This is a genomic window from Bradyrhizobium sp. 44 (assembly GCF_023073095.1).
GTDB lineage: Bacteria > Pseudomonadota > Alphaproteobacteria > Rhizobiales > Xanthobacteraceae > Bradyrhizobium.
In genome coordinates this window covers 715,150-729,292 of record NZ_JADPIY010000014.1, presented here as the reverse complement: position 1 = coordinate 729,292, position 14,143 = coordinate 715,150, and the positions used below count along the sequence as shown (strand labels likewise).

Below are 14,143 nucleotides of genomic sequence, written 5' to 3'. Positions count from 1 at the left end.
CTGTTCGGTGAGCGACGGAGCGATGTGAACCGCTCTCGATGACAACAAAGGCTATCTGATCCCCTCGGCCACACGCGCAACTTTCCCTCCTGATTTCAGCTTTTTGCTGACGTCTTTTTTGGAATGCGGCATCAGACCCCCAAGTGCCGCTTCGATGTTCCTTACCATCGCAAGCAGACGCGGTCCAATGTCGTTGATCAAACGCTCTTCCGTGAAGCGGAATGCTGGCGCGCCGCAATTGAATGCGTAGGGGCCGGTTCCGTCGTTGAGCCTGAGTGCGACGCCGGCGGCGCCGATGTCGTCGTGCCAGTCGCCGACCGAAATCGCAAATCCGTATTTCGCGACCGTCTCGCCGGAACGTTCCAGCCCGTCGCGCATCTTGGGCCAGCGGCTGCCGTAATGTTCGCGCAAGACACGAGACAGTTCCGCCCGATCGTTCTCCTCGAGCGCCCAGAAATAGGCGCGGCCCATCGCGCTGGTTGCAATCGGCACGCGGGAGCCGACGTCAAGTTGAACGCCGACCGTCTCGCTGCCGCGGCTTTGCCCGAAATAGATCATGCTGTGACGGTCGCGGCCGCCGACGGCAACGGCTCCGCCGGTCGCGCGCATCATTTCCTCGCGGAACGGTTCGGACAAATGCCGAACGCCGAGATTGGACAAGGCGGCGTAGCCGAGCGCCATCGCGGCCGGCGCAAGCTGATATTTCTCGAAGCGGGGAACCGGCGTCAAATAGCCGAGCTTGGTCAAGGTATAGGTCAGCCGCGAAACGGTCGGCTTGGGCAAGTTGGTACGCGCCGCGATTTCCTGATTGCCAAGAAGTCCGTCGCTGGGCTGGAATGCGCGCAATACGTCTAGTCCGCGGGAAAGCGCGACGACGAAATTCCGATCGGTCGCGGTCTTCTTTCCTGTACGCTTCATCCCAGATCTGCTTCTTGCGCGGAGTCGTTGACAAGCCACGTGCTTCAAAATAACCCTGCCGTCAAGATGCGGAATTAAATTCCGCAGTGCGAAATTGAACAAAAGTTACCCCACCAAGGAGGGACACCGTGAGCGAAGTGGTCAAGCTTGAGCGTCATGACGAAGTCGGGATCGTCACGGTCGACAGCCCTCCGGTCAACGCGCTGAGCGCCGCGGTTCGCGGCGGAATTCTGGAGTGCATCAAGGCCGCAATCGCCGATCCCGCCATCAAGGGCATCGTGCTGACCTGCGCCGGCCGCACCTTCATTGCGGGCGCTGACATCACCGAATTCGGCAAGCCGCCGAAGCCGCCCGCCCTTAACGACGTGCTTTCCGAGATCGAGAATTCACCGAAGCCGGTCGTGGCCGCGATCCACGGCACCGCGCTCGGTGGCGGCCTCGAGGTCGCGCTCGCCTGTCATTTCCGCGTCGCGGTGAAGGAAGCCAAGCTCGGCCTGCCCGAGGTGAAGCTCGGCCTGCTGCCGGGCGCCGGCGGCACCCAGCGCCTGCCGCGCGCAGTCGGACCGGAGCTCGCGGTCAAGATGATCGTCGGCGGTGATCCGATCGGTGCGGCGGAAGCTCTGAAGAACGGCCTGATCGAGGAGATCGTCGAGGGCCCGGCCGCCGGAGGTGAAGCCTTCGTACGAAAGCTGCTGGCTGAAAAGCGTCCGCTGCGCCGTCTGCGTGACGACGACTCCAAGATCGCGGCGGCCAAGGTCGATCGCTCGATCTTCACCAACGCGGTCGCCGCCATGACCAAGAAGTCGCGCGGTCTGGAAGCTCCGTTCGCGGCGGCTGACGCCGTCGGCTACGCCATCGACCTGCCGTTCGACGAAGGCCTCAAGAAGGAGCGCGAAGGTTTCCTGAAGCTCGTCGCCAGCGATCAGTCCAAGGCGCAGCGCTATGCCTTCTTCGCCGAGCGCGAGGCCAGCAAGATCGCCGGCGTTCCTGAGGGGACCAAGCCACGGCCCGTGAACCGCGTCGCCATCCTCGGCGCCGGCACAATGGGCGGCGGCATCGCGATGTCCTTTGCCAATGCCGGCGTTCCCGTCACCCTGATCGAGACCGGCGAGGAGCAGCTCAAGCGCGGCATGGGCATCATGCAGAAGAACTGGGAAGCGACCGCTGCGCGTGGTGGCATCCCGGCGGATGCGCCCGCCAAGCGCATGGCGCTGATCAACGGCGTCGTCGGCATCGAGAACGTCGGTGATGCTGACCTGGTGATCGAGGCCGTGTTCGAGACCATGGCGGTCAAGAAAGAAGTGTTCGGCAAGCTCGACCAGTACGTCAAGCCGGGCGCTGTGCTCGCCTCCAACACCTCGTACCTGAACATCGACGAGATCGCGAAGTCGACCAAGCGTCCGCAGGACGTGCTCGGCATGCACTTCTTCTCGCCCGCCAACGTCATGAAATTGTGCGAGATCGTGCGCGCCGACAAGACCGCGCCGGATGCCCTTGTGACCGCGGTCTCGATCGCGCGCAAAATCGCAAAGGTGCCGGCCGTGGTCGGCGTCTGCGACGGCTTTGTCGGCAACCGCATGCTGGCCCAGCGCGGCAAGCAGTCCGAGAAGCTGCTGTTCGAAGGCGCGCTTCCGCAGCAGGTCGACGCCGTCGTGACGAAGTTCGGCATGCCGATGGGGCCGTTCGCGATGGGTGACCTCGCCGGCCTCGACATCGGCTGGCGCTCGCGCAAGGACCGCGGCATCAAGTCGGAGATCGCGGACGCGCTCTGCGAAGCCGGGCGCTTCGGCCAGAAGACCGGCAAGGGCTATTACAAATACGAAGCCGGCTCCCGTTCGGCGCTGCCGGATCCCGAAGTCGAGAAGCTGATCGATGAGACGCTGCTGCGCATGGGCCGCAAGAAGCGCGTCGTCAGTGACGACGATATCCTCGAGCGCATGATGTATCCGATGATCAACGAGGGCGCAAAGATCCTGGAGGAAGGTATCGCCGCGCGCCCGTCCGACATCGACGTGGTCTGGCTCTATGGCTATGGCTGGCCGATCTACCGCGGCGGCCCGATGTTCTGGGCCGACACCGTCGGCCTCAAGCACATTGCCGATCGTCTCTCTTTTTACGCCAAGGAGACCAACGATCCCAGCCTCGAGCCCGCGCCGCTGCTGAAGAAGCTCGCGGCCGAAGGCAAGACCTTCGCGTCGCTCGCGGCGGGCTCGAAAGCGGCGTGATATTATGTGGCTGTGATGTCTCGCCCCGGGCAACGCTCTCTCCGTTCCCTCCCCCCTTGTGGGGGAGGGTCAGGGAGGGGGTAGCCCCGGGCGCAGGCGTTTGTGGCCACCCCCTTCCCCAACCCATCCCCACAAGTGGGAAGGGAGCCCGTCTGTCCGTGCCCGCCTCACGTTTGCAAAGTAACGGCCTTCAATGACCCATCCCGGCGAACAGTTTTATCCCGAGGGCGTGCGTTGGGACGACGCCATCGTCAAGGGCACGCTCCCTGACCTGCTGTCGAAAGCCGCCGCTGACTACGGTGCGCGCACCGCGCTCGAGTTTCGCGATCGTCCGATCAGCTACACCGAGCTCGCCGCGATGGCCGAGCGCGCAGCCGCCGCCTTCCTGCGCGCCGGCTATGGCAAGAACAGTTCGGTCGCGCTGTTCCTCGGCAATACGCCGGACCATCCCGTCAATTTCTTCGGCGCGCTGAAAGCCGGCGCCCGGGTCGCGCATCTCTCACCGCTCGACGGCGAGATCGCGCTGACGCACAAGGTCACCGATTCCGGTTCGCGCCTGCTCGTCACGTCCAACCTCGCGGCGCTGCTGCCGACCGCGCTGAAATTCCTGGAGAAGGGCCTGATCGACCGCCTGGTGGTCTGCGAGGACAATAATTGGGGTAAGGTCGGCACGCCGCAGGCTGCGATCCCCAGCGATCCCCGCATCGTCACCTTCAAGGCCTTTGTTGAGGGCGCCACCGCGCCGGCAGAGTGGCCGCAAGTGAGCGCCGACGACGTCGCGCTGCTGCAATATACCGGTGGCACCACCGGCTTGCCCAAAGGCGCGATGCTGACCCACGGCAATCTCACCTCGGCCGTGTCGATCTACGACGTCTGGGGCAAGCCGTCGCGCGCGACGCGTGGCGACGTCGTCGAGCGCGTGATCTGCGTGCTGCCGCTGTTCCACATCTATGCGCTCACAGTCGTGCTGCTGTCCTCGCTCAGGCGCGGCAATCTGATCTCGCTGCATCAGCGTTTTGACGTCGAAGCGGTGATGCGCGACATCGAAATCAAGCGCGCAACCTACTTTCCCGGCGTGCCGACGATGTGGATCGCGATCGCAGCCCTTCCCGACCTCGACAAGCGCGATTTTTCCTCGCTGGCGACGATCGGCTCCGGGGGCGCGCCGCTGCCGGTGGAGATCGCGAGTTTCTTCGAGCGCAAAGTCGGCAAGAAGCTCCGCAGCGGCTGGGGCATGACCGAGACCTGCTCGCCCGGCACCGGCCATCCGCCTACAGGTCCCGATAAGCCCGGCTCGATCGGCCTGATGCTGCCCGGCATCGAGCTCGACGTCGTTTCCCTGGACGATCCCACGAAGGTGCTGCCGCCGGGCGAAGTCGGCGAGATTCGCATCAAGGGCCCGAACGTCACCAAGGGCTATTGGAACAAGCCCGAGGGATCCGCGGAGGCCTTCGTCGACGGCCGCTTCGTCACCGGCGACATCGGCTATGTCGATAGCGACGGCTATTTCTTCCTGGTCGACCGCAAGAAGGACATGATCATCTCCGGCGGCTTCAACGTTTATCCGCAAATGATCGAGCAGGCGATCTACACCATGTCAGGCGTCCACGAGGTGATCGTGCTCGGCATTCCCGACTCGTATCGCGGCGAGGCCGCAAAGGCCTTCATCAAGCTCAGGCCCGGCGCAAAGCCGTTCTCGCTCGACGAGCTGCGCGCGCAGCTCGCCGGCAAGCTCGGCAGGCACGAATTGCCAGCGGAGGTCGAATTCGTCGACGATCTGCCGCGCACGCCGGTCGGAAAGCTGTCGCGCCATGAGTTGCGCCAGCAGCAGAAACCATCACAATCCGCCCAACTTGCCACCCGACTTGCATCAGGAGATCGCTCTTGACCGACGCCGTCATCGTTTCCACCGCCCGCACCCCGATCGGCAAGGCATATCGCGGCGCGCTCAACGCTACCGAGGGCGCGACCCTGCTTGGCCACGCCATCGGCGCGGCCGTCGCGCGCGCCAAGGTCGACCCCAAGGAGATCGAGGACGTCGTGATGGGCGCAGCCCTGCAGCAGGGCGCGACCGGCGGCAACATCGCGCGCAAGGCGCTGCTCCGTGCCGGTCTCCCCGTCACGGTCGCCGGCACCACCATCGACCGGCAATGCGCCTCGGGACTGCAGGCGATCGCGCTCGCCGCACGTTCGGTGATTTTTGACGGTGTGGAGATCGCGGTCGGCGGCGGCGGCGAGTCCATCTCGCTGGTGCAGAACGACAAGATGAACGGCTTCCATGCGCAAGACCCGGCGCTGCTCGAGATCAAGGGCGAGGTCTACATGCCCATGATCGACACCGCCGAAATCGTGGCCAAGCGCTACGGCATCTCCCGGGAGAAGCAGGACGAATATTCGCTGGAGAGCCAGCGCCGCACGGCCGCGGCCCAGCAAGGCGGCAAGTTCAAGGACGAGCTGGCGCCGATCACCACAAAGATGGCGGTGACCGACAAGGCAACCGGCGCAGTCTCGTTCAAGGACGTCACGCTCTCGCAGGACGAGGGCCCGCGCCCCGAGACCACCGCGGAAGGCCTCGCCGGCCTCAAGGCCGTGCGCGGTGAAGGCTTTTCGGTCACCGCCGGCAATGCCAGCCAGCTCTCTGACGGCGCCAGCGCGAGCGTGATCATGAGCGACAAGGAAGCGGCGAAGCGCGGGCTGAACCCGCTCGGCATCTTCCGCGGCTTCGTCTCCGCCGGCTGCGAGCCGGACGAGATGGGCATCGGCCCGGTGTTCGCGGTGCCGCGCCTGCTCAAGCGTCATGGCCTCACCGTCGACGACATCGGCCTGTGGGAGCTGAACGAAGCCTTCGCGGTGCAGGTGCTGTATTGCCGCGACAAGCTCGGCATCGACCCCGACAAGATCAACGTCGACGGCGGCGCGATCGCGGTGGGCCATCCCTACGGCATGTCGGGCGCGCGCCTCACCGGCCACGCTCTGATCGAAGGCCGCCGCCGCAAGGCGAAATATGCGGTCGTCACCATGTGCGTCGGCGGCGGCATGGGCGCGGCGGGGCTTTTTGAGGTGTTGCAGTAGTTCTGGTCCAGTAGCCGTCGTCCCGGCGAAAGCCGGGACCCATACTCCGCAGCAGGAGTTTGGCGCACGAACAACAATGGCCTTCGCAGGACAACGAAGGCCGGTGGTTATGGGTCCCGGCCTTCGCCGGGACGACACATTCACAGGAGGATCCGATGGATCTCGCATTCACGAAAGAAGAGCAGGCGTTTCGCGAGGAAGTGCGGTCATTCTTCCGCGACAATGTGCCGCCGGATACGCGGCGCAAGCTGGTCGAGGGCCGCCACCTCTCGAAGGACGAGATGGTGACGTGGTGGCGCATCCTCAACAAGAAGGGCTGGGGCGTCAGCCACTGGCCCAAGCAATATGGCGGCACCGGCTGGACCTCCGTGCAGCACTACATCTTCAACGAAGAGCTGCAGTCCTATCCGGCGCCGCAGCCGCTCGCCTTCGGCGTCAGTATGGTCGGTCCCGTGATCTACACCTTCGGCAATGAAGAGCAGAAGAAGCAGTATCTGCCCCGCATCGCCAATGTCGACGATTGGTGGTGCCAGGGCTTCTCCGAGCCCGGCTCCGGCTCCGACCTCGCCTCGCTGAAGACCAAGGCCGAGCGCAAGGGCGACAAGTGGATCATCAACGGCCAGAAGACCTGGACGACGCTCGCCCAGCACGCCGACATGATCTTCTGCCTCTGCCGCACCGACCCGTCCGCCAAGAAGCAGATGGGCATCTCCTTCATCGTGTTCTCGATGAAGTCGAAGGGCGTCACCGTGCGCCCGATCCAGACCATCGACGGCGGCGCCGAGGTCAACGAGGTCTTCTTCGACGACGTCGAAGTGCCCTACGAGAACCTGATCGGCGAGGAGAACAAGGGCTGGGATTACGCGAAATTCCTGCTCGGCAATGAGCGCACCGGCATCGCCCGCGTCGGCGTCTCCAAGGAGCGGCTCCGCCGCATCCGAGATCTCGCCGGTAAGGTCGAATCCGGCGGCAAGCCGATCATCCAGGACGCGGCCTTCCGTGACAAGCTCGCGGCCTGCGAGATCGAGCTCAAGGCGCTCGAGCTGACGCAGCTCCGCGTCGTCGCCGACGAAGGCAAGCACGGCAAGGGCAAGCCCAATCCGGCGTCCTCCGTGCTGAAGATCAAGGGCTCCGAGATCCAGCAAACCACCACCGAGCTGCTGATGGAAGTGATCGGCCCGTTCGCCGCGCCCTACGACGTGCACGGCGACGACGGCTCGAACGAAGCCATGGACTGGACCGCCCAGATCGCGCCGAGCTACTTCAACAACCGCAAGGTCTCGATCTACGGCGGCTCCAACGAAATCCAGCGCAACATCATCGCCAAGGCGGTGCTGGGGCTGTGATCGTACACTATTAACGCGCACTCACCGTCATGGCCGGGCTTGACCCGGCCATCCACGCCTAGCGCCACGAAAGAACGTGGATGCCCGGCACAAAACTGGGCATGACGACATCGATACCGGAGAGCAAAGAATATGGATTTTGATCTGAACGAGGAGCAGCGGCTTCTCAAGGAAAGCATCGACGGCCTCTTGACCGATTCCTACGATTTCGAGAGCCGCAAGAAGTACATGAAGGAGAAGGGCGGCTGGAGCCGGACCGTCTGGGGCAAGCTCGCCGAGCAGGGCCTGCTCGGTCTGCCCTTCGCGGAGGCCGATGGCGGCTTCGGCGGCGGCGGCGTCGAGACCATGATCGTGATGGAAGCGCTCGGCAAGGCGCTGGTGCTCGAGCCTTATCTCGCAACCGTCGTGATCGGCGGCGGCTTCCTGCGCCATGCGGGCAGCGATGCGCAGAAGGCCGCGCATGTGCCCGGCATCGTCGACGGCAGCAAGACGCTCGCCTTTGCCCAGCTCGAGAAGAACTCGCGCTACGATCTCTTCGACGTCTCCACGACGGCGAAGAAGAAGGGCGAGGGTTGGGTCATCGACGGCGAGAAGTTCGTCGTGCTCAACGGCGAGAACGCAGATACCCTGATCGTGACCGCGCGCACCAGGGGCGAGCGCCGCGACAAGAGCGGCATCGGCGTGTTCCTTGTGCCGGCCAACGCCAAGGGCGTCGCCAAGAAATCGTACCCGACCCAGGATGGTCTGCACGCCGCCGACATCACCTTCACCGGCGTCGAGATCGGTGCCGATGCCGTGCTCGGCAATCCCGACGATTCGCTCGCGCTGATCGAGCGTGTCGTCGACGAAGCCCGCATCGCGCTCTGCGCCGAAGCGGTCGGCCTGATGGACGAGTCTCTGAAGACAACAGTCGAGTACATCAAGACGCGCAAGCAGTTCGGTGTCGCGATCGGTTCGTTCCAGAGCCTCCAGCACCGCGCCTCCGACATGTTCGTCGCCGCCGAGCAGGCGCGATCGATGTCGATGTTCGCGACCATGGCTGCTGATTTCGAGGACGCCAAGGAGCGCAGCAACGCCGTTGCCGCGGCCAAGGTGCAGATCGGCAAGTCGCTGAAGTTCGTCGGACAGCAGGCGATCCAGCTCCACGGCGGCATCGGCATGACCATGGAGGCGAAGATCGGCCACTACTTCAAGCGCCTGACCATGATCGAGAACAGCTTTGGTGACACCGACTATCACCAGCGCCGCGTGGCGGATGGTGGCGGGTTGATCTAGTCGCCACCGCCGTCATTGCGAGGAGCGTAGCGACGAAGCAATCCAGACTTTCTCCGCCGAAAGATCCTGGATTGCTTCGCTTCGCTCGCAATGACGCAGTCAACGGAATCAACGGAGCCCAACAACAATGAAAAACACCCCGTTCGATCTCACCGGCAAAGTCGCCGTGGTCACCGGCTCCAGCCGCGGCATCGGCCGCTCCTCCGCCGAGCTGCTCGCTAAGCTCGGCGCCAAAGTGGTGGTCTCCTCGCGCAAGGCTGATGCCTGCCAGGAGGTCGCCGACGGCATCAAGGCGGCGGGTGGTGACGCCACCGTCATCCCCTGCAATATCGCGCGCAAGCAAGAGGTCGAGGCGCTGATCGCGGGTGCGACCAAGCATTACGGCAAGATCGACATCCTCGTCTGCAATGCCGCGGTCAACCCGTATTACGGCCCGCTGCTCGACATCACCGACGAGGCCTTCGACAAGATCATGGGCAGCAACGTCAAGAGCAACATCTGGCTCTCCGCGCTGGCGATTCCGCAGATGGCCGAGCGCGGCAACGGCTCCGTTGTCATCATCTCCTCGATCGGGGGCTTGCGCGGTTCGACCGTGATCGGCGCCTACGGCATCTCCAAGGCCGCCGACTTCGCGCTGTGTCGTTCGCTCGCCGGCGAATGGGGCCCGAAAGGCGTCCGCGTCAACTGCATCGCGCCCGGCCTGATCAAGACCGACTTCGCCCGCGCGCTGTGGGAAGACGAAGCGAATCTAAAACGCCGCACCGCCACCACACCTCTTCGCCGCATCGGCGAACCCGACGAAATCGCGGGCGCAGTGGCCTACCTCGCCTCCGACGCGTCGAGCTTCATGACCGGACAGACCATCGTCATCGACGGCGGCGTGACCACGGCGGCGGCGTAGGTCTCTCAGCTCGTCGTCCCGGCGAAGGCCGGGACCTATCACCACAGGGAGTGGTTTGACGAAGTCTGGTCGTGCTGGATCGGCATCGTGCGCGATCGATGGATCACGCGGTATGGGTCCCGGCCTTCGCCGGGACGACAGCTGAGCCCTTCTTGACCTTCCCGCCCTAATCCGCTCCCTTTGGCGCGACACAATGATCCCTCCCGGGACAACGCCAAGAAAACGACCAGCAAACCCCAAGGGTGCTTCCATGTCTTTCGTCCTTGCCATCGACCAGGGCACCACCTCCTCGCGCGCGATCGTGTTTCGCGGCGACATTTCCATTGCGGCGAAGGCGCAGGCCGAGTTTCCGCAGCATTTCCCCGCCTCGGGCTGGGTCGAGCACGAGCCCGAGGACATCTGGACCTCGACCGTGACGGTCTGCCGCGACGCGATCGCGCAGGCCGGCATCAGCGCAAAGGACATCGCCGCGATCGGGATCACCAACCAGCGCGAGACCACCGTGGTGTGGGACCGCGCCACCGGGCAGGCCGTGCACCGCGCCATCGTCTGGCAGGACCGCCGCACCGCCGACATCTGCGCGAGACTGAAAGCCGACGGCCGCGAGCCCGTGATCTCGCAGAAGACCGGCCTGATCATTGATCCCTATTTCTCCGGCACCAAGGTCGCCTGGATTCTCGACCATGTCCCCGGCGCGCGGGCGCGCGCCGCGCGCGGCGAATTGATGTTCGGCACCGTCGATTGCTATCTGCTGTGGCGCCTCACCGGCGGCAAGGTGCACGCCACCGATGCCACCAACGCCTCGCGCACGCTGCTGTTCAACATCCACACCGGCCAGTGGGACGACGAACTCCTGGAGATCATCGGCGTGCCGCGCTCGATGCTGCCCGAGGTGAAGGATTCCTCCGCCCGTTTCGGCGAGAGCACGCCGGACCTGTTCGGCGGCGCGATTGCGATCTGCGGCATCGCCGGCGACCAGCAGGCCGCGACCATCGGCCAGGCCTGCTTCCGCCCGGGCATGATGAAGTCGACCTACGGCACCGGCTGCTTCGCCCTGCTCAACACCGGCACGACGCCCGTGGCCTCGAAGAACAAGCTGCTCACCACCATCGCCTACCAGCTCGGTGGCAAACGCACCTACGCGCTCGAAGGCTCGATCTTCGTCGCGGGCAGCGCGGTACAGTGGCTGCGCGACGGCCTCGGCATCATCAAGCACGCCGCCGAGACCGGACCTCTTGCTGATCAGTCGGACTCCATGCAGAGCGTCTATCTGGTGCCGGCCTTCGTTGGCATGGGCGCGCCGTACTGGAATCCGCGCGTCCGCGGCGCGCTGTTCGGTCTCACCCGCAACACCGGCCCGGCCGAGCTCGCCCACGCCGCGCTCGAAAGTGTCTGCTACCAGACGTTCGACCTTTGGGCCGCAATGCGCGCGGACTGGCCGAGCTCGGAAACCGCGAGCGTCGTGCTCCGCGTCGACGGCGGCATGACCGCGTCCGACTGGACCATGCAGCGCCTCGCCGACCTGCTCGACGCGCCGGTCGATCGCCCGGTGATCCAGGAGACAACGGCGCTGGGCGCCGCCTATCTCGCGGGCCTCCAGGCCGGCGTCTATCCCGAGCCGACCAAATTCGCCGACAACTGGCGCCTCGAGCACCGCTTCAAGCCGAACATGAGCCAGGCGACAAGGGAGCGGAAGCTGGCGGGCTGGGCGAGGGCGGTGAAGGGCGTGCTCGCGAGCGACGAGGGCGAGGGCTAGGAGGATCTCGTAGCCTGGATGGAGCGCAGCGAAATCCGGGGTTCTGCATGGCACGATTCCCGGATTGCGCTGCGCTCCATCCAGGCTACAAGAAAAAGCAACAAAGGGAGCACCAACAATGAACACGGATTTCAACCGGGTCATCCAGAAGCTTTATGGCGCTGCGATCTGCGCCGCGCTGCTCACCTCGACCGCTATCGCGCGTGAGAAGCCGGACCCGCTCGGAAGCGCGCGGCAGGTCAAGACCGACGTCGCCGGTCTCAATGCTCCCGCGCAGATCCTGGTCGATGTCTGGGGCATCCCCCACATCTACGCCGGTAATGAGCATGACCTGTTTTTCTTGCAGGGCTTCAACGCCGCGCGCGACCGGCTCTGGCAGATCGATCTCTGGCGCAAGCGCGGGCTCGGTCTGCTGGCAAAGGATTTCGGCCCGGCCTATGCCGAACAGGACAAGGCGCTGCGGCTCTTTCTTTATCGCGGTGATATGAATGCGGAATGGGCGGCCTACGGCCCCAAGGGGAAGACCTATGCGGAGGCATTCGTCGCCGGGGTCAACGCCTATGTCGCCGATGTGCGCGCGGGCAAGCGCCCGCTGCCGATCGAGTTCAGGATCGCCGGCACCAGGCCGGATCCATGGACGGCGGACGACATCGTCCGCATCCGCAGCCACGGCCTGACGCGCAATGTCGCCTCCGAGGTCAAGCGCTCGTTGGTCGCCTGTGCGGCTGGCCTCGATGCCGATCGCTTTCGCGTCAAGCTCGAACCGGCGTGGACGACGAAAGTGCCGGATGGTCTCGATCCCTGCAGCGTGCCAAAGGCGGTGCTGGCGCCTTACGACCTGGCGACGCGCCCGGTCGCCTTTGCCGCGCCGAAAGATCGCCAGGCCGCGCTCGCGCACGATCCGGACAAGTACCTCACCGAGGCCGACCAGCAACGCGACACCATCGGCTCCAACAATTGGGTGATCGCGGCGTCGCGGACCGCGACGGGACGGCCGATCCTCGCCAACGATCCGCATCGCGAGCACAGCGTGCCGTCGCTGCGCTACATCGTCGGCCTCAATGCGCCCGGTCTCTCCGTGATCGGTGCGGGCGAGCCGGCGCTGCCCGGCATCTCGATCGGCCACAACGGCACCATCGCCTTCGGTCTCACCATCTTCAACGTCGACCAGGAAGACCTCTACGTCTACGAGCTCAATCCGCAGAATCCCAACCAGTACCGCTATGGCAGCGGCTGGGAGGACATGCGCATCGTGCACGAGACGGAGCAGGTGAAAGGCGAAGGCGATCGCGACCTCGAGCTGAAATTCACCCGGCATGGTCCGGTGATCTATGTCGACGACGCCAACAAGCGCGCCTTTGCCGTCCGCTCGATCTGGTTCGAGCCCGGTACCTCGGCCTATTTCGGCTCCTCCGACTACATGACCGCGAAGGATTGGAACGGATTCCTCGGGGCCATGCGGCGCTGGGGCGCGCCGTCGGAGAACCAGGTCTATGCGGACACCAAGGGCAATATTGGCTGGGTTGCCGCCGGCAAGACGCCGCGGCGCGCTAACTATGATGGCCTGATGCCGGTGCCCGGCGACGGCCGCTACGAATGGCAGGGTTTTCTCTCGCTCGACGAACTGCCCAAGGCCTATCAGCCCAAGCAGGGCTTTCTCGCCACCGCCAACCAGATGAACCTGCCGGCGGATTATCCCGTCAGCGAGCGCAAGGTCGGTTTCGAATGGGCGGACAGTGCGCGCTGGCAGCGCATCACCGAGGTGCTGCAGGCCAACAGCAAGGTGACGCTGGCCGACGCCATGGATCTGCAGAACGACGACACCACGATGCTGGGGCGGCGGCTGGTCAAGCTGTTGCAGCCGCTCACCTCGGACGATGCTAACGTGAAAAAGGGCCTCGAACTGCTCAAACCGTGGGATGCGCGTGATGCCGCCGACAGCGCCGCTGCCGCATTGTTCGAGGTCTGGATCGCCAATCATCTTGGACCGGTACTGTTGAAGACCACGGCGCCCAAGGCCGCCGACCTGATCGCGCCCGAGGCGTCCAGCATTTCGGCGCTTGTCGCCTTCCTGGAATCTCCAGACGCGTCGTTTGGCTCCGATCCCGCCGCCGCCCGCGACCAGATCCTGCGCGACAGCCTTGGCGCCGCGGTGGCCGATGTGGCGGCCAAGCTCGGGGCCGATTCCTCAACCTGGCGCTGGGGCCGCCTGCACGTCGCGAAATTCGACCACGCGCTGATGCCGCTTGCCGACAAGGCGACAGCCGCTCAGCTCTCGGTCGGTCCGCTGGCCTACGGCGGCGCCGCCAATGTGCCGCGCGCGGCCACCTATCGCCGCACCGATTATCAGCTGTTCGCCGGCGCCTCGTTCCGCATGGTGCTGGACGTCGGCAATTGGGATGCGAGCCGCACCATCAACACGCCGGGCCAGTCGGGCGATCCCTTCAGCGGCCATTATCGCGACCTCGCGCCGCTGTGGGCGACCGGCCGGTATGTGCCCCTGCTCTACAGCCGCGCTGCGGTCGAGGCGGCGACGGCGGAAGCGATCACCCTGACGCCGCGGTGAGTGAGGCGTATCCACAAACTCCGCCGTCGTCCTGGCGAAAGCCAGGACGACCCCGAATGTGTGGCCGGCGTTCAGCTTCAAAGG

The 14,143-nt window shown here is 65.0% G+C and carries 9 protein-coding genes; 8 read left to right on the top strand and 1 reads right to left on the bottom strand.

Going from position 1 to position 14,143, the window contains the following annotated elements; genetic code table 11:
* Nucleotides 1-51: 51 nt before the first annotated feature.
* The gene (locus tag IVB41_RS14315; RefSeq protein WP_007599713.1) at nucleotides 52-918 is read right to left on the bottom strand and encodes an IclR family transcriptional regulator; all 867 of its coding nucleotides are present in this window, start codon (nucleotides 916-918) and stop codon (nucleotides 52-54) included.
* 128 nt (nucleotides 919-1,046) lie between these two features.
* On the opposite strand from IVB41_RS14315, the gene IVB41_RS14310 reads away from it, so the two are divergent.
* The 8 genes from IVB41_RS14310 to IVB41_RS14275 all read left to right on the top strand — a co-directional run bounded on the left by IVB41_RS14310 (nucleotide 1,047) and on the right by IVB41_RS14275 (nucleotide 14,059).
* Nucleotides 1,047-3,143 carry a 3-hydroxyacyl-CoA dehydrogenase NAD-binding domain-containing protein gene (locus tag IVB41_RS14310; protein WP_247432036.1) on the top strand — a complete coding sequence of 699 codons (2,097 nt, stop codon included), beginning with the start codon at nucleotides 1,047-1,049 and terminating at the stop codon, nucleotides 3,141-3,143.
* Between the two features lie 193 nt (nucleotides 3,144-3,336).
* Complete coding sequence (pimA, locus tag IVB41_RS14305; RefSeq protein ID WP_247432033.1) at nucleotides 3,337-5,031, top strand: dicarboxylate--CoA ligase PimA; 1,695 nt, start codon at nucleotides 3,337-3,339, stop codon at nucleotides 5,029-5,031.
* Nucleotides 5,028-6,215 carry an acetyl-CoA C-acyltransferase gene (locus IVB41_RS14300; RefSeq protein ID WP_247432028.1) on the top strand — a complete coding sequence of 396 codons (1,188 nt, stop codon included), beginning with the start codon at nucleotides 5,028-5,030 and terminating at the stop codon, nucleotides 6,213-6,215. Before pimA ends, IVB41_RS14300 begins: the two co-directional genes overlap by 4 nt.
* Before the next feature lie 155 nt (nucleotides 6,216-6,370).
* A complete protein-coding gene (gene pimC, locus IVB41_RS14295; RefSeq protein ID WP_027570171.1) occupies nucleotides 6,371-7,561 on the top strand; it encodes a pimeloyl-CoA dehydrogenase large subunit in 1,191 nt (396 codons plus the stop codon).
* Between the two features lie 132 nt (nucleotides 7,562-7,693).
* Nucleotides 7,694-8,836, top strand: a complete 1,143-nt coding sequence (gene pimD, locus IVB41_RS14290) for a pimeloyl-CoA dehydrogenase small subunit (RefSeq protein WP_247432025.1) — start codon at nucleotides 7,694-7,696, stop codon at nucleotides 8,834-8,836.
* A 127-nt stretch (nucleotides 8,837-8,963) separates the two neighbouring features.
* Nucleotides 8,964-9,737, top strand: coding sequence for an SDR family NAD(P)-dependent oxidoreductase (locus IVB41_RS14285; RefSeq protein WP_027570173.1), 774 nt, complete (start codon nucleotides 8,964-8,966; stop codon nucleotides 9,735-9,737).
* 250 nt (nucleotides 9,738-9,987) lie between these two features.
* Nucleotides 9,988-11,493 carry a glycerol kinase GlpK gene (gene glpK / locus IVB41_RS14280; protein ID WP_247432022.1) on the top strand — a complete coding sequence of 502 codons (1,506 nt, stop codon included), beginning with the start codon at nucleotides 9,988-9,990 and terminating at the stop codon, nucleotides 11,491-11,493.
* 118 nt (nucleotides 11,494-11,611) lie between these two features.
* Entirely contained in the window at nucleotides 11,612-14,059 is a 2,448-nt protein-coding gene (locus IVB41_RS14275; protein WP_247432019.1) for a penicillin acylase family protein, read from the top strand.
* The last annotated feature ends 84 nt before the right edge of the window (nucleotides 14,060-14,143 follow it).

What these genes read in the sequence shown, in the direction of transcription:
- pimD (WP_247432025.1), top strand. Translation starts at nt 7,694, where the DNA reads ATGGATTTTGATCTGAACGAGGAGCAGCGGCTTCTCAAGGAAAGCATC.
- pimA (WP_247432033.1), top strand. Translation starts at nt 3,337, where the DNA reads ATGACCCATCCCGGCGAACAGTTTTATCCCGAGGGCGTGCGTTGGGAC.
- IVB41_RS14315 (WP_007599713.1), bottom strand. Translation starts at nt 918, where the DNA reads ATGAAGCGTACAGGAAAGAAGACCGCGACCGATCGGAATTTCGTCGTC.
- IVB41_RS14275 (WP_247432019.1), top strand. Translation starts at nt 11,612, where the DNA reads ATGAACACGGATTTCAACCGGGTCATCCAGAAGCTTTATGGCGCTGCG.
- pimC (WP_027570171.1), top strand. Translation starts at nt 6,371, where the DNA reads ATGGATCTCGCATTCACGAAAGAAGAGCAGGCGTTTCGCGAGGAAGTG.
- glpK (WP_247432022.1), top strand. Translation starts at nt 9,988, where the DNA reads ATGTCTTTCGTCCTTGCCATCGACCAGGGCACCACCTCCTCGCGCGCG.
- IVB41_RS14285 (WP_027570173.1), top strand. Translation starts at nt 8,964, where the DNA reads ATGAAAAACACCCCGTTCGATCTCACCGGCAAAGTCGCCGTGGTCACC.